This window comes from bacterium, assembly GCA_021372535.1.
Lineage (GTDB): Bacteria > Latescibacterota > Latescibacteria > Latescibacterales > Latescibacteraceae > JAFGMP01.
On the sequence record JAJFUH010000190.1, the window covers coordinates 1 to 16,876 of the forward strand.

At 50.3% G+C, this 16,876-nt stretch carries 13 protein-coding genes and 1 tRNA gene; 3 read left to right on the top strand and 11 right to left on the bottom strand.

Annotated elements, in window-relative coordinates; all coding sequences use genetic code 11:
• Positions 1 to 385: 385 nt before the first annotated feature.
• From LLG96_16835 to LLG96_16845, 3 genes are all read left to right on the top strand, one after another.
• Positions 386 to 460, top strand: a tRNA-Gly gene (locus LLG96_16835).
• A gap of 237 nt (positions 461 to 697) precedes the next feature.
• A complete protein-coding gene (atpD, locus tag LLG96_16840; GenBank protein MCE5251875.1) occupies positions 698 to 2,098 on the top strand; it encodes a F0F1 ATP synthase subunit beta in 1,401 nt (466 codons plus the stop codon).
• Positions 2,099 to 2,101: 3 nt separating this feature from the next.
• On the top strand, positions 2,102 to 2,515 hold the full coding sequence (locus LLG96_16845) for a F0F1 ATP synthase subunit epsilon (protein MCE5251876.1): 414 nt from the start codon (positions 2,102 to 2,104) through the stop codon (positions 2,513 to 2,515).
• A gap of 379 nt (positions 2,516 to 2,894) precedes the next feature.
• Here LLG96_16845 and LLG96_16850 read toward each other — a convergent pair whose 3' ends face one another.
• The 11 genes from LLG96_16850 to LLG96_16900 all read right to left on the bottom strand — a co-directional run.
• Positions 2,895 to 4,535, bottom strand: a complete 1,641-nt coding sequence (locus tag LLG96_16850; protein MCE5251877.1) for a T9SS type A sorting domain-containing protein — start codon at positions 4,533 to 4,535, stop codon at positions 2,895 to 2,897.
• 512 nt (positions 4,536 to 5,047) lie between these two features.
• Complete coding sequence (locus LLG96_16855; GenBank protein ID MCE5251878.1) at positions 5,048 to 6,223, bottom strand: hypothetical protein; 1,176 nt, start codon at positions 6,221 to 6,223, stop codon at positions 5,048 to 5,050.
• A gap of 14 nt (positions 6,224 to 6,237) precedes the next feature.
• Positions 6,238 to 7,605: a hypothetical protein gene (locus tag LLG96_16860; GenBank protein ID MCE5251879.1), complete on the bottom strand. Its 1,368-nt coding sequence runs from the start codon at positions 7,603 to 7,605 to the stop codon at positions 6,238 to 6,240.
• Positions 7,606 to 7,960: 355 nt separating this feature from the next.
• On the bottom strand, positions 7,961 to 8,548 hold the full coding sequence (gene hisB, locus LLG96_16865; protein MCE5251880.1) for an imidazoleglycerol-phosphate dehydratase HisB: 588 nt from the start codon (positions 8,546 to 8,548) through the stop codon (positions 7,961 to 7,963).
• 164 nt (positions 8,549 to 8,712) lie between these two features.
• Complete coding sequence (gene hisC / locus LLG96_16870) at positions 8,713 to 9,810, bottom strand: histidinol-phosphate transaminase (GenBank protein MCE5251881.1); 1,098 nt, start codon at positions 9,808 to 9,810, stop codon at positions 8,713 to 8,715.
• Between the two features lie 2 nt (positions 9,811 to 9,812).
• Positions 9,813 to 11,102, bottom strand: coding sequence for a histidinol dehydrogenase (gene hisD / locus LLG96_16875; protein MCE5251882.1), 1,290 nt, complete (start codon positions 11,100 to 11,102; stop codon positions 9,813 to 9,815).
• Positions 11,103 to 11,212: 110 nt separating this feature from the next.
• Positions 11,213 to 12,085, bottom strand: a complete 873-nt coding sequence (gene hisG, locus LLG96_16880; protein ID MCE5251883.1) for an ATP phosphoribosyltransferase — start codon at positions 12,083 to 12,085, stop codon at positions 11,213 to 11,215.
• A 20-nt stretch (positions 12,086 to 12,105) separates the two neighbouring features.
• Entirely contained in the window at positions 12,106 to 13,299 is a 1,194-nt protein-coding gene (locus LLG96_16885) for a pyridoxal phosphate-dependent aminotransferase (protein MCE5251884.1), read from the bottom strand.
• 15 nt (positions 13,300 to 13,314) lie between these two features.
• Positions 13,315 to 14,517, bottom strand: a complete 1,203-nt coding sequence (gene argJ / locus LLG96_16890; protein MCE5251885.1) for a bifunctional glutamate N-acetyltransferase/amino-acid acetyltransferase ArgJ — start codon at positions 14,515 to 14,517, stop codon at positions 13,315 to 13,317.
• A gap of 141 nt (positions 14,518 to 14,658) precedes the next feature.
• Positions 14,659 to 15,870, bottom strand: a complete 1,212-nt coding sequence (locus tag LLG96_16895) for an aminotransferase class I/II-fold pyridoxal phosphate-dependent enzyme (protein MCE5251886.1) — start codon at positions 15,868 to 15,870, stop codon at positions 14,659 to 14,661.
• Positions 15,824 to 16,876, bottom strand: a 1,053-nt coding sequence (locus LLG96_16900; protein MCE5251887.1) for a citramalate synthase, incomplete at its 5' end; no start/stop codon positions are given. The genes LLG96_16900 and LLG96_16895, both read right to left, overlap by 47 nt.

A 16,876-nucleotide genomic window follows, 5' to 3' on the forward strand; every position in this document is an offset into this window, starting at 1 on the left:
GCTGTGAAAAAGTATATTTTTCACGAGCCCTATAACGAAATGTGTTGTTTTGTTACTGTCAAGGGCATGTAAATCGGCACTTCGTGCCGACCCTTGACAGCTTATATCCACGTAAATGGTGTTTATCACAACTCTTTTAAAAAGATTTTCTATGCTTATCAAACTGGACAACCATATAAAGTAATTCCTGGAAATTGACAATACCCACAGTTGAATTATGGGGTATTACGTCAGTTTCCGGCGCTTCATGCCACCGGAATTTCCGGAAAAAAGCTTGAAATCACCGAACGGGAACTTTGATGTATCCTTTGGAGTAAATAAGTTAGCTATGGCCAGAAAATTTTCTTGTATTACGAACGGTAATTTTTTATATTTTATTTGTCGAGCGGGAATAGCTCAGTGGTAGAGCGCCACCTTGCCAAGGTGGATGTCGCGAGTTCAAGCCTCGTTTCCCGCTCCATTTTTTATTTCCGATGCACCGTATATAAAGGTCATCGGTTTTTTTGTATACGGTAAAATACATTCATTTTACTTTCTTGTAGAAACAGCGGTTTTTTTCTTCATAACATCGTGAAGCAGACTCGGTTAAGAGGAATATACTCCTTGACTTTCACTGTATAATAGCATAGCTTTTATACTGAGACTATTTGAGCGAAAAGAGATTGTTAAGGCGAAAACGAAATAAGGAGATTATTTCATGAGCGATGGGAGAATAGTACAGGTTATCGGGCCGGTTATCGATATAGAATTCCCCGGAGGTTCAGTTCCCAATATATTGGATGCCTGCGTTATCGAACGTGAAAACAACACCAGGCTCATTGCCGAAGCCGCGCTGCACATGGGAGAAAACGTGGTAAGGTGCATTGCAATGGACTCCACGGACGGTCTGGTGAGGGGAATGAATGTCAAAAACACCGGCGAGCCCATCAATGTTCCCGTCGGCCCCGAAACCCTCGGCCGCATGCTCAATGTCGTGGGCGAACCGATCGATGGCAAAGGCCCGGTCAATGCAAAAAACCGTTTGCCCATTCACCGTCCCACTCCCACCTATACCGATCAGGATATACAGACCACCATGCTCGAGACCGGCATAAAGGTCATCGATCTCCTCGAACCCTATCCGAGAGGCGGTAAAATCGGTTTGTTCGGCGGCGCCGGAGTCGGCAAGACGGTGCTCATCATGGAACTTATCAACAATGTGGCGAAACAGCACTCGGGAATCTCCGTTTTCGGCGGTGTGGGAGAACGCACCAGAGAAGGAAACGATCTCTGGCTCGACTTCAACGAATCAGGCGTCATCAATTCAACGGGCCTCGTGTTCGGCCAGATGAACGAGCCCCCGGGCGCACGTCTCCGTGTGGGGCTTACCGCACTTACCCTTGCCGAGTATTTCCGCGATATGGAAGGCAAAGATGTTCTCCTGTTCATCGACAACATTTTCCGCTTTGTCCAGGCGGGTTCCGAGGTTTCAGCGCTTCTCGGCCGTATGCCTTCCGCGGTAGGTTATCAGCCAAATCTCGCCACGGAGATGGGTGCACTCCAGGAGCGGATCACCTCGACGCAGAAAGGCTCGATCACCTCGGTTCAGGCAATTTATGTTCCCGCGGACGACCTGACAGACCCTGCGCCGGCGACGACATTCTCCCATCTCGACGCCACGACGGTGCTCAACCGTGCGATCGTGGAAAAAGGCATCTATCCGGCAGTCGACCCGCTCGATTCGACATCACGGATACTTGACCCGCGTGTTGCCGGATATGACCATTACACAACCGCGCGCGAGGTGCAGAACATCCTCCAGCGGTACAAGGACCTCCAGGATATCATCAACATTCTCGGTATGGACGAGCTTTCCGAAGATGACAAGATCACCGTGCAGCGCGCCCGTAAAATCGAGCGTTTTCTCGGCCAGCCCTTCTTTGTCGCCGAACAGTTCACCGGCATGAAAGGGCAGTATATCAAACTCGAGGAGACCATCAAAGGATTCAAGGAAATCATCGACGGCAAGCATGACGGCCTTCCCGAACAGGCATTTGTCAGTGTCGGTCCCATCGAAATGGCGGTCGAAAAAGGTAAAAAAATTCTGGAGCGTAAATAGCCGATGGCAGAAGATAAGTTTCATTTGGAAATAATAACCCCCGAACGGGTGCTTGTATCGGACGACATCGATTCCGCCGAACTTCCCGGAGCGGAAGGCGAATTTCAGGTTCTCGGCGGGCATACGCCTTTCCTGACCGGACTTGGAATCGGCCCGGTTGTCATCACCAAGGGTGTGAAGAAATCGTTTGTCAGTATTTCGGGAGGATATTGCGAGGTTCTTCCTTTTAAAACCACCATTCTCGCTCAAACCGCGGAAACTGCCGATAAAATCGACAGGGCCAGAGCCGAAGCGGCGAAAAAGAGGGCCGAAAAACGTCTCGAAGACGCTGCCCGTGATACATCCATCGATGAGGACCGCGCGCGGCTCGCATTGATGCGGGCTATCAACCGCCTCAGCATCACAAAGATAAAATAACCGCTCGATGCGATAAATGGGTTAAAACTTCCAACCCGACCTTTTCATAAATACTCAATAGAACACGAATTTCCGCGGATTTGACGGATTTCCGCGGATTGTCTTTTTTATTCTATTGGAATTTAACAGTTAATAGAATTTCCGATTATTCAATTAGTGCACAAAAATACGGTAAGGCGTCATTCCCGTGAAAGACGTCACCCTCGAATCTTTAATCGGGGGCGGGAATCCATCATCTCATGATCATGACAGGAAGATAGAATACTGGATTCCCCGTTCACTTCGTTCCCGGGAATGACAATACTTTAAAGTACATCAGTGATTACGATATGATTGAATAACCAGAATAGTTTTTTTCGCTGACTTATTAATCAAAACGCTACTTCAGTAAAAGCATTTTCTTCGTCTCGCTGTAATCTCCAGCCTGTAATCGATAGAAATACACTCCCATTGAAACCGGCGCCCCGAACTGGTCGGTACCATCCCACGTCACACGATAGGAACCGGGCTGCTGGACATCGTCAACAAGCGTCCGCACCGGCTGTCCGAGAACATTGTAGAGGGTAACAATTACATGCGATTGTGAGGGAACATCATATACAATTGTTGTCGCCGGATTGAACGGATTGGGATGATTCTGGGATAATTTCACCTTTGAGGGAAGACTTGATTGTTCTATGTCTGTAATCGAGTCTTTTTTCGTCCATCGTGCAATATAGGGAGCAATTTTACCACCCGCCCGAGTAAACAATCCCCCCACAATAAGGTCATTATCGTACACTGAAAGAACCTTGACATACGGATCAATCTCCCCACCCACTCCTGAACCGAGAGGAGACCATGACGATCCATTCCACGATGCAATATTATTTACGAAATACCCGCCTGCTATATTGAATCCACCTCCGGCAATGAGGTTCCCGTCGTATACCGTGAGAGCCCAGACATAAGGATCATACGGAACATTCGGATCAAAACCCCCTCTCATTCCTGAGTCGAGTGACGACCACGATGATCCGTCCCATAAAGCGATTCCATTTGTTTCAATCTCGCCCGCAGCAGTGAAATATCCTCCCGCAACGAGGTTCCCATCGTACACCGTGAGTACATTGATATGACCATTTAAACCCGGGCCAAGAGGCGACCATAATGACCCGTCCCATGCGGCGATTCTATTTGCCTCAACCTCGCCTGCAGTAGTGAATTCTCCCCCCGCAATGAGTTTTCCGTTGTACACTACGAGCGCAGAGACACTTTCATCCATTCCCGAGCCAAGAGGTAACCATGATGATCCGTCCCACATTGCAATATATCTGGTTGTATTACTCTCGCCAGAACGGGTAAGGAATCCCCCTGCTATGAGGTTACCATCGTACACCGTGAGTGCATAAACAAACCTGTTGAACCCCAAACCGAGAGGCGACCATGAAAATCCATCCCACATTGCAATATGTTCCGCTCTTACCCCACCCGCGTTCGTAAGATATCCCCCTGCAATAAGTTTACCATCATACACTGTAAGCGCAAGAACACTTTTATCCAATCCCGAACCGAGGGGCGACCATGACGACCCATCCCATGCGGCAATTCTACTGGCTCCAACTCCACCTACTACATTGAAATCTCCTCCTGCAATCAGTTTTCCGTCATACACCGTGAGAGCATAAACTTTATCATTGAACCCTCGATATGACGAGGATATGGTGTTATCCCAATAGATATCATCGGGATATCCGGCGGTTGAGGCTGATTTACCGGGGCGAAAAACGGGCTGTCCTGTGGCCGGATCGATTCCCGGTTCATATCCATTCATATTCAGGGAACCCTGAAAATCGGTTCTCTGCGCCGCCTCCAGGTCAAAACGGTCGTCGGGAGTAAGAAAATCGCCGATACTTCTTGTGGGAGCGGCAGGCATGTTTGTCAAATCGTTTATATTCTGCGCATTGAGATACGGAGCAGAAAGGATTAAGCATGCGATGGCAATCATCGTGATTGTAAAGGTATGATTGATAGTATGCATATTTATTCTCTTTTCCCCACAATAAACTGCGGTTTCTGCTCCCACATCGGTCATGTGCTTATTCGTTTAATTATTTTTTAATATAGCAAGGTATTTCCTAAATGCAAGCGTTTATCGGCATTCATTTGTTCAATGGTTCCGCAACAGAAACAGTATCCACAAAGTATGCGTACAGCATAACTTTTTAAGAGGCGCCGATTTAATCGATTCGTGTTTCGGGGGATGGATACCAGGTTGCAGTAATAGGGTATGGAATTCGAATCGTTGTTGAAAGATGCTGAAACAGGTTCAGCATGACGACATAATCGTATACACGTCACCCTGAACTTGTTTCAGGGTCTATACATAACAAAATGAACCTCTGAATCTATTATCAATGATGGTAAAAGTATGAATCCGCCTGATACAATAAATCCCCCTGTCATGCATTGATAACAGGGGGATTTATTTGTAACGGGGAACTGCTGGGGACTCTTTTTGCAGTTTCATTTCACCCGCAATGTATCAAGCCTTTAAAATCCCGAAACATACCCGACAACAAACCGTGACTGCTCGTTTTCGATATCACGGGTCACTTCGGCCATAACACGCATATTCGTATGTAACATGTAGCTCAGATTCACCGTGACGGTCTCGTATTCGAGGCCGTCGTAATCGGAATTGACTTTATTGTAGAGCAGGATACCGAAAATACGTGATTTTGCGGGGAAAGGATTGACAATGAGCTCACCGAAAAATCCGTCGGTCTTTATCTTGTCGCCTTTCACGGGCAGAAAATCGGGATTATCATCGCTTCTCGCCACATATTGCGTATTAAATTCAATACGGTCGGTGCTGACTGTGAGATTGGGACCGACCATATAGAATTTATTCTTTTCTTTTTTCTCCACATCGGTTTTTTCCTGACCGGTATAACCGAACATGCCGATATTCACTATGGAAATATCCTGCGAAACCTTGAGAAACACATTCTTGAAATTGTCGTTATCCGTCAGATCATCCTCCGCCATACCGATGCCGTTTCCGTTGACCACCTGCAGCACCAGGTCGGTCTTGGTGGGAAGCGAGTATGACAGGATAAAACCGCGGTCATAGGTCAGGTTGGCATTGCTCTGCCCCACCCTTGTCGTATAAATCTGATAATCCTCATATGTCAGCCGGAGCTCGCGTTTGTAGAGAGGGTCGCAGAGCTGGAACTGTCCGGCCAGGAAGTCGAGCTCTGTGCCGCCGATATTATTGAAGTAGATAAATGCATCTTCGACACCGGTCATCTCACCGAGCTCGGACATATAAAAGTAAAAATAATACCCCACATTCTTCGCAATGTTTCCTCCGGACATGAGTTTTAGACCGAAAGGCATCTGAAAATCGCTCTTTATTTTCCCCTCTGTCTGAAAACGTGCATATGCATCAAAACGGATTGCAAGCGGTAATTCACGCTGTAAAAGAAGCCGGTCGTCACCCGCATCCTTGAAGGCGCGGGGCGGCTCGTCCGCATCGGGAAGCTGATACCCGTTACCGGCAAACTCATCGCCGTAACTCTTTAATTTCGGAACAGCAACGTGGCAAGTCGAGCATGAAAAACCGTATTTCCGCGCAAATGCAGGTATGGCCCTGCCTGTTTCAGGCGCCAGCGCCGCGATAAGCACGGTAAAAAAAGCGACAATAAGAAAGCATCTTCGGACCATGTGAGACCCCCGTGTTAATAGTATACTTCGAATGAGGTTTCGGCTGTGTTTATAAGAACCGCTTCCGTCTCGTCCTCGGGAACCTTCAGGAAGTCACCGACGGGTTTCACCAGTTTGCCGTAATACACGCTCGCCCTGACAGTTACAATGCCTTCGGGAATGGCATCGGGAAGATTCCATGTGAATTTCTCAATTTTCGTCTCCCGCGGGCCGATACGGTAATCGACACCGAGGGATTTGGTATTCCACTGGCAGATGGTCATCCTGCCCTGAGAATCGAAATATGGCATACGGAAAATACGGTCTCCCACGGGAATTCCGTCACGGGGAAGCCCCTTAAAATTCGGAATCTGCATGATATCGCCAATATCCTGATACGCGAGTTCTTCGCTTCCGATCGTGTATTCCTCGCCCTCAAACCCTTTCTTGTCGACAGGAAGATGGTAGACTTTCCCCTTCGAATCGGTCGCCTCGACATGGAGCCACATGATCCTGTCCTCGACAGAGCCGGAGGGTATCTTGTGTCCGCATTTCCCGTTGAACAGCTCAACGGTCAGCACTACGGGGTATCCCGGCTCCGATTCACGGACTTCGGGCTGAATGAGAATTTCCACCGCACCGTTTATTTTCGAGAACACATGGGCGCCATGGAAAAGATGCTGCGCCACATCATCATGAAACTGGGACATTTTGGCATTTTTCCCCGGCGCGGAAGGCATATGGCATTTCTGGCAGGGAACTCCCTGCTGACCGTACGGTCCCTCTTTCCATTCAAGCTGTGTCGACTTCACCCATACACCATACGGGTCTTTTTCGTTATGGCACGTTCCGCAGAATTCGGCGGTCTTGACAAAATCAGAGTTGACTGTTTTGTGAGCCGGAGATTCGACTCCTTCCCTGTTGCCGTATTTCATCCATCCGGGACTCGGAATATAGCTGAAATTGAACGGCGTATCCCCCTTTGAACCCGTAATCGTATGACAGACATCACATGATACCGATTCGTTCGCCCGTGATTTTGCCGAGGGACGCGGAGGTGTGACATCTCCCGCCGCGAACGCGAGAGGAGTATGACAACCGTTACAGCCGTCAACGACCGGTTTGAGCTCGGGCTTTACTTTCGTATGCTGAACAGCAAGATCGAAGTACTCGATTTCGTCCCAGTGATGAGTATACGCCTGAGACATCATCGCCTGCTCCCACTGACGGAAAATATCCGTATGACATGTCAGGCATTTCTGGGGCTTTTCAAAACGGTCGTAGGGATATTTACCCAGCAGTTCCCCACCCGCCCATGTACCTTCCTGAGCGATAAGCGAGCATATCCCTCCCCAGATAACTCCGAGCACGCAGCATCCGATCAATACCCTGATTTTTATCATAGAGTACCATCCTTTCTGTGACACAGGTGACGGCAATTATTTATAAAGAAGGGAGTATTTGATAGTAGTTACTATTTTAATTTTATAAATAGCTGTTGTCAACCATTTTCACGATTTCCTCACAGACGGAGAATCATGAGGGCACACTTTCGCCCATAAAATCAAACCTGACCAGGAGGGCTGTGAAAAAGTATATTTTTCACGAGCCCCATGACGAAATGTGTTGTTTTGTTGCTGTCAAGGGCATGTAAATCGGCACTTCGTGCCGACCCTTGACAGCTTATATCCACACACATGGTGTTTATCACAACACTTCTAGTACATTACTACTTTTTCGGAGCATGATGATACAGTTTTATATCGTACCTTTGGTCGTGTGCTGGCCTCTGACACGGTCATCGAAGCGGCAGGCATCCGCCAGCGCTCGTGCGACTGCTTTAAATACAGCCTCTATGTCATGGTGTCCGTTCGAGGATTTGATGAGATCGATATGGAGATTGATACGGGCGTTATCGGCGAAGGATTTGAAAAATTCCGGGAAAAGCTCACTGTCGAACGCGCCGATTTTTTCAACGACAGGAGGAACGTTGTAGCAGAGCGCACTGCGGCCCGACAGGTCGACGACAGCGCGGGCAAGGGCGAATTCCATTGGAACATACGCATAACCATAACGGGCTATTCCGGTCTTGTCTCCAAGGGCTTCGTTGAAGGCCAGTCCGAGCGTGATACCCACATCCTCGACCGAATGATGAAAATCGACTTCGGTGTCACCCTCGCACTTCAGCGTAAGATCAAAAAAGCCATGCCGTGCAAACAGCGTCAGCATGTGGTCAAAAAAACCGATTCCGGTTTCGATTCGCGATTCGCCCGTCCCATCGAGGTTAATGGTGAGGCTTACCGCGGTTTCTTTCGTTTTACGCTCTCGATGCGCTTTACGTGCCATGGTTCTCCCCTCAGGTGTATCTGAATCATCCGGTGAATTATCCGGGTATCCCGCCTTATTCATATAATTCCCAAAACCCGGATTTACACGGATCACACGGATTCATATTATTTTGAGTACATGTATAATATGATCTATTGAATTATTCAAAACAACACAAAAATTTACAATCTGTCAGGACTTTTTTTCAGCCTGTTTATAACCTGCCGCAGGGAGACAATAAAACGCTCATTATCTTCGTATCGCGAAACCGAAACCCTGAATGCCCGCCCGAGCATGGGATACGATGAAACGTCTCTCACGAGGAGACCATCTTTAAGAAGGCCATCAAAAACCTTCCGAGGCTCGAACGGAGTTTCGACGAGTATGAAATTCGCCCTGCTCGGATATGCGGTGACACCATCGATCTTATTGAGAGCCGGGATCATGCGGTCACGCTCCCCGATGAGTATTTTCACACTGGCTGCGAGTTCATCACGGTTTTCGAGGAGCTTTATCGCCGCGGCGACAGAAAAGAAATTGATATTGTACGGGAGCTTCGCCTTGTTCACTTCCTGCGCCAGATCGGGATTCATGAGACCATATCCGACCCTGAGCCCTGCGAGCGAGAACGCCTTTGAAAAGGTGCGGAGCACGATAAGATTGTCATACTTTTCGAGGAGATTCACCGCGGTGACTCCGGAAAACTCGAAATATGCCTCATCAATCACAACCGGCGCATCGGTCTGCTCAAGGAGCGCTGTGAGCCGTTCGAGGGGGTAAAGGCATCCTGTCGGGTTGTTGGGCGAGCAGATGATTATCATATCGCCGCCGTTGAGGAACTCTCGTTCGAGGGCATCGCAGTCGTAGGTGAAATCCTGCTTGAGCGGAACCTGACGGACATCGGCGCCGAGCACCGTTCCGATGAGTTTATACACCGTGAATGTGGGCGACGGAAGCACAAGTTTCGCGCCCGGGCGGAGCATTACGGTCAGGACAGCCTGTATGATCTCGTTCGAGCCGTTGCCAACCAAGACACCGTCCGGCTTCCATCCGGCATACGAAGCCAGCTTCTCACGGAGCCCGGCGGGATCGAACGGCGGATAACGCGACCAGCTTCGCTCAAGAGCGAAATCGAGCAGTTCCCGTTTGAGCTTTTCCGGAACGTCGTACGGGTTCTCGTTCTGGTTGATCTTGATGTCGGATTCGTATTCTTTGAGTGTGTAAGCCGAAATCGACCGCACTTCGGGTTTCACATGTTCCAGTATGGATTGTTTTTTCATGTTTATTTCCTGCATCGTATCATAACCGCCCGTGCATGGGCATCGAATCCCTCGGACTTGGCAAGAATACTGACCTTTTCGCAGCACGAATGCACGGCGTGTTGGGTGTATTCGACAATATTCGAACATTTCTGAAAATCATAGACACCGAGCGGAGACGCATACCGCGCAGCTCCCGATGTCGGAAGCACATGGTTCGGTCCGGCGAAGTAATCGGAAATGGGCTCGGGTGAATATGCGCCGAGGAAAATCGCTCCGGCGTTTTCGATTTTATCGAGCAGAACAGCAGTATCGCGCACTATGAGCTCGAGATGTTCGGGAGCGATACGGTTGACCGTTTCGGCAGCTTCATCGAGATCGCTCACGATGACGAGGGCGTTGTTCGCAAGTACCTTTTTTATCGTTTCGGAATGCCGGAGGTCCTTGACCTGAAGGATAAGCTCGTCCCGGACGGCGGCAGCAAGCTCTTCCGAATCGGTCAGCAGAAGCGACATTTCCATGCCGCTGCCGTGCTCGGCCTGGCTCAGGAGATCGGCGGCAACAAATGAGGGATCGGCGCTCTCATCGGCAACAACCACAATCTCGGAAGGCCCCGCAACCATGTCGATATCGACCTGACCGTAAACCTGTTTCTTTGCAACTGCAACGTACATGTTGCCGGGACCGACAATCTTATCGACCCTCGGTATGCTATCAGTACCAAAAGCGAGCGCGGCAACAGCCTGCGCCCCTCCGACGGTATACACTTCATCGATACCGAGTTCATAGAGTGCCGCCGCGACATGCGGATTGTCCCTGAACTGCGCCGGAGGTGTGACGACCACAATCCTCTTCACTCCCGCGACCTGGGCGGGAACGGCATTCATGATAATTGTCGAGGGGTATGCCCCTGCTCCGCCCGGAACATAAAGGCCCACAGCCGCGAGCGAATTATATCTCAAACCAAGACGAGTGCCATCCTCCCCGTCTATCCAGTAGGACTTGCGCACCTGGAGTTCATGGAAACGCTGAACATTTTCGATCGCATCCCTGAGCGCCGCAAGAAAATCCTCGTCGACTTTCCCGTGGAGTTCCCTGATAAGGGAACCGGGCACACATTCGATGACGCCGAGATCGACGCCATCAAACCTGCTCGTATATTCCAGCAGCGCTTCATCACCGCGAATACGGACATTCTCGATTATATCCCTGACCGATGACTCTATCGCCGGGTCAAACGTCAACTCGCGTTTCAGGATTGCCGCAAACCGTTGATCCTTTTGGAGTTCGTCCAGTGTCTGTATCGTTATCATCGGTAATCTCCATTCCAGTGCCGAAAAGAAAAAACCTGTTACTGCGACGTTCACCGCGTACTATCTGCGGTTTTCGTTCTCAGTTCCTCTTCGCGACACACTCCTTCATTTCAATATATCAGCTTGTTAAGCGGGTACTCGATGATGCCTTCGGCACCGGCTTTTTTGAGAACGGGAATAAGCTCACGGACTTTCGGTTCATCGATGATGACTTCGAGCGCAACCCAGTTTTTATCGCTGAGGTGAGAAATCGTCGGATTATGGAGACTCGGCAGCAGCGAACATATCTTATCCACCTCACCGGCGGGAACGTTCATTTTCAATCCCACCTTGAATTCCGCATTGAGTGCGCCCTGCAGGAGCATGGAGATGTTTTCCGTCTTTTCACGCTTCCATGGATCATCCCAGGCCTGCCTGTTCATCACGAGCACTGTCGTGGATTCGAGGATCGTCTCGATGATTCTCAGTTTATTGGCCTTCAGGGAATTCCCGGTAACCGTCACATCCACAATCGCATCGGCAAGCTCGGGTGGTTTGACCTCGGTCGCGCCCCAGCTGAATTCGAACCGGGCCTTAATCCCGCGCTTTTCAAAATAGCGCTGTGAATAACTGACCAGTTCGGTAGCAATACGTTTTCCTTCGAGCTGTTCGATGGTCGTGATGCCCGAATTCTCGGGGACCGCAACCACCCATCGCACCGGAACGAAGCCGCCCCGCGCATAAAGGAGCTTCGTAACCTCGACGACATCGGACTGGTACTCCTGCACCCAGTCCTGGCCGGTTATACCCGCATCGAGAACGCCGTCCTCGACATAATGCCCTATCTCCTGGGCGCGGATCAGAAGCCCCTCGATCTCAGGATCATCGAGCACGGGAATATACGACCGTTCCCCCAGCCTGATGCGATAGCCTGCCTTCTTGAATATATCGAATGTCGGCTCCTGCAGACTCCCTTTCGGAAGTCCCAGTTTTATAATATTCATCGGTAAATAAACCCCTCTTTCTATTCAAGCGCATCCAGACCGCTCTGAAAACGGTCAAGGGCTTTTTCAATATTTCCCATCGATGTGGCACTCGACAGACGGACATGGTTATCGGCGCCGAATCCTATGCCCGGAACGATGGCGATCTTCCATTCATCGAGCATGTAATCGCTGAAAGCGTATGACCCGTCGATTGTCATGCCCTTGAAACGTCTGCCATATACGCCCGATACGTCGGGGAACACATAAAACGCACCTTCCGGCATCATACAGCGCACTCCCTCCATGCCGTTGAGCCTGTCCACCATGTATTTCCTTCGTTTCTCGTATGCATCGACCATTCCGGGAATAAAATCCTCCGGCCCGTCGAGCGCCGCCAGCGCTGCCTTCTGCGAGATGGAGGTCGGATTGGAAACTTCCTGGCTCTGAACGTTATCCATCGCTTTTATTATTTCGAGCGGGCCTGCCGCGTACCCGATACGCCAGCCGGTCATGCAATAGGCTTTGGATACGCCGTTCACGGTAATGGTGTGTCTGAAAATATCATCGGACAACGATCCGATCGAAACATGTTTCGCCCCACCGAACACGAGCTTTTCGTATATCTCATCCGAAAGAACGTAAATATCTTTTTGGACAATTACTTGTGCAAGCGAGCGCAGTTCATTTTCCGTGTAAATCATTCCGGTCGGATTGGAGGGTGAATTCAATACAACCAGTTTTGTTTTCGGTGTAACAGCCTTCCGTAACTGATCGGCCGTAATCTTCAGGCCGTTTTCAACGGAGCTTTCCAGAAATACGGGAATCCCGCCGGCGAGCTTGACCATTTCCGGATACGACACCCAGTAGGGAGCCGGAATGATTACCTCGTCACCGGGGCCGGTAAGGACTAAAATCGTCAAAAAAACACTATGCTTGGCGCCGCAGCCTATCAATACCTGAGAAGGATCGTATGAAAGCCCGTTATCGCGGCGGAATTTATTGCAGACAGCCTTCCGGAGTTCCGGGATACCCGCCGAAGGTGTATAACGGGTAAATCCGGCCCGAATAGCCTCGACAGCGGCATCGCAGATATGCTCAGGCGTTCCGAAATCAGGTTCACCGGCGCTCAGGGCGATAACATCGACGCCTTTATCCTTCATGGCTTTCGCTTTTGCGCTGATAGCAAGGGTAATTGATGGCTCGATTATTGAAACGTTCGGTGAAAGAAGCATAGTCCGAGTTCCCCCTCAAGTTGTATATTCGGCATTGATCTTTATATATTCATACGACAGATCGGATGTGTAAATAGTCGTTTCCGCCTGCCCCATCCCGATATCTATATCGATATCGATCTCGTGTTCAGACATCTTTCTCCGCATTTCCTTATCGTCCACGGGCAGTGTTTTCCCCGTATCGAAAAGCAGTGTGCCATTAATGGAAATGGTCACGAGATTCTCATCGATGGGAATCCCCGAATATCCCGATGCACAGATTATCCGGCCCCAATTGGGGTCACTTCCGAAACAGGCGGTCTTGACAAGGGGCGAATTTGCGATTGCAATTCCCACCCGCCGGGCATCATCCCTGCCTGCCGCCCCGGTAACCCTCACCGTAATAAATCGTGTCGCCCCTTCGCCGTCCCGTACAATCGCTTTTGCCATGCGGAGACAAATCTCGGTCAGGCCATCGGTGAAGGCATCGAACGCCTTCGAGCGGCTCCTGAGCACGGCATTACCGGCTTTACCGCTGGCAAGCATGAAAACAGTGTCACTGGTCGACATATCCCCGTCAACTGTAATACAGTTGAAACTTACATCCACAGCCTGACGGAGCGCTTTTCTCAGCGAGGACGGTTCAATGGCGACATCGGTTGTTATAAAGCAGAACATGGTGGCTATATCGGGACAAATCATTCCAGACCCTTTTGCAATCGCACCGATTCTTACCGGAACATCCGCGACATCGATTTCTATCGCGGTCTCCTTGGGGACGGTATCGGTTGTCATGATCGCCCGGGCAGCCAAACCGCTTCCATTACGGGAAAGTCCGGCAACAGCGTGCGGAATTCCTTTCATGACCTTCTCGATGGGGAACGGCCTTCCGATGACCCCCGTGGAAGCCACAAGGATTTCCGATGATTCGCATCCAAGCATACGAGCGGTCTCCCCGGTCATGGCAACCGCAGCCGCAATGCCATCCTCGCCGTTGCAGACATTGGCATTTCCGCTGTTTGCCACTATGGCGCGGGCCACCCCATGTTTGACATTCTCGCGGCTGACAATAACGGGAGCGCCCTTAATTCTGTTTGACGTGAACATGCCCGCGCATGATGCAGGAACATCGGAAGCAATCACCATCAGGTCCGGGCGACACGCCGTTTTGATTCCACATTCGGCCGTACCTGCTTTAAATCCGGCAGGTGCCGTGACTCCCCCTTCAATGTCTTTCAAGCGGTTTTTCCTCCCTGTGAGCTTGCTGCTTATCCCGAAAAGACAACGTTCCGCCGAACGAAGCAACTATGCAACGATGCAGACGGATAGAGATAATATATAACATGCCGGGTGCTGCGTGCTGAATGCTGCAACGGTGAATTAAAAAAGGCACCGTTTGATATTACGGACAGCCTGGTTGATTCTCTGTTCGTTTTCAACGAGGGAAATACGTATGTATTCCTCTCCGAGCCCGCCGAATGCCACACCTGGAGAAACGACAACCTCGGCCTCGCGGAGAAGTTTCATGGAAAACTCGATAGAGCCCATCTCTTTGTACTGCTCGGGGATAGGGCACCACAGATACATGGTCGCTTTCGGTCGCGGTACATCCCATCCGATCTTGATAAGACCATCCACAAAGGCATCACGGCGCCGTTTGTAAATATCGACAGTCTCATCGACACATTCCTGAGAACCATCGAGTGCGGCGATAGCCGCAACCTGAATCGGTGTGAAGATACCATAATCAAAATATCCCTTGATGCTGTAAAGGTCTTCAATCACTTCGGGATTGCCGACACAGAACCCGACACGCCATCCGGCCATGCTGTAGACTTTCGACATGGTGGTAAACTCGACCGCTATGTCTTTCGCCCCGGGAACCTGGAGAATACTCGGAGGCCGGTATCCGTCGAAGCCCATCTGAGCATAGGCAAAATCATGAACGATGATCGTATTCGACCGCCGTGCGAACTCAACCACTTCGCCCCAGAAATCCAGATCGACGCACGCCGTCGTGGGATTATGGGGAAACGAAAGCACCATAAGTTTGGGCTTGGGCCATATTTCCCTCATGATGTCTTCCATCGCCGGTAAAAAACCCGTTTTCCGGGTAAGCGGAATGGCGACGACATTTCCTCCCGCAATAACCACGCTGTAAATGTGGACGGGGTAGGTCGGGTTGGTAACCATTACCGAATCACCCGTATCGAGAAGTGAAAGCATGAGGTGGGAAAGGCCTTCCTTTGAACCGAGCAATGCAATCGATTCGGTCGACCATTTCAGATCGACATCGTACACCCGCTTGTACATGCGGCAAATCGCTTTCCGCAGGTTAGGAATACCCCGTGACGCCGAATAACGGTGAGTCTTGGAATCAGTGACCGATTCGGTCAGCTTGTTCACAATATGATCGGGAGTCGGGATATTGGGATTTCCCATGCCGAAATCAATAATGTCAGCGCCGTCCTGGCGCATTTTCAATTTCAGATCGTTAAGTCTGGCAAACAGGTATGGCGGGAGCTTTTCCAGCCGCGCTGTCCGTCTATGAATTCTGCCCATGAGCGTTATGGCCAGCCTTTCTCTTGTCAAGAACGAGTTTATACGAGAGACTTTCAACAAGCGCTATGTAGGAAGCCTCGATAACGTTTTCCGAAACACCGACAGTACCCCAGGCATCGACGCCATCCGAAGACTCGATGAGCACACGCACCTTCGCCTCCGTTCCCTCATCCGACGAAAGCACGCGTACACGGTAGTCTTCGAGATGAACCGTCGCAAGCTGGGGATAAAACCTGTTAAGAGCCTTACGGACAGCACCATTGAGAGCATCGACCGGGCCATCGCCCTCCGAAGCGGTAAGCTCTTCGGCGCCATCCACCGTGAGTTTTATCGTTGCCTCGCTGATCATCGAGCCATCCTGACGGCGGTCGGTTATCACCCTGAATCCGCCGAGCGAAAACGGGGGTTTGTAATCATCGATAATCCGCGCCGCAAGAAGTTCGAACGATCCCTGCGCTGCCTCATACTGGTATCCTTCATGTTCCTTTTTCTTCAATTCGGTAAGCACAGCCTTTATCCGGGGCCCGTTCTTATCGAGATCGGGATAAATCATCTTCAGCTTTGCCAGCACCGTAGCGGTTCCCGACTGATCGGAGAGGAGAAAACGGCGCTGATTGCCAACCATCTGGGGATCGACGTGTTCGAAGGTCCGCGGATTCTTGACAACACCATCGATGTGTGCACCCCCCTTATGAGCAAATGCGCTCTCTCCGACATAGGGCTGACGGTGGTTATGAAACTCGTTGGATATCTCCGAAACAAACCGTGAAAGCTCCATGAGCTCCCTGATTTTGTTATGCAGAAGACATTCGATGCCGAGTTTCAATGTAATATTAGGGATCGATGTACAGAGATTGTCATTCCCGCACCGCTCGCCGATACCGTTTATCGTTCCCTGAATCTGCACGGCTCCCTGGGTAACGGCAGCCATGGTATTCGCCGCGCTGAGCCCGGAATCGTTGTGGCAGTGGATGCCAAAAGGTATCGATATCTTCCCGCGGACCTCACCGCATACTGCCGTAATTTCCTCGGGAAG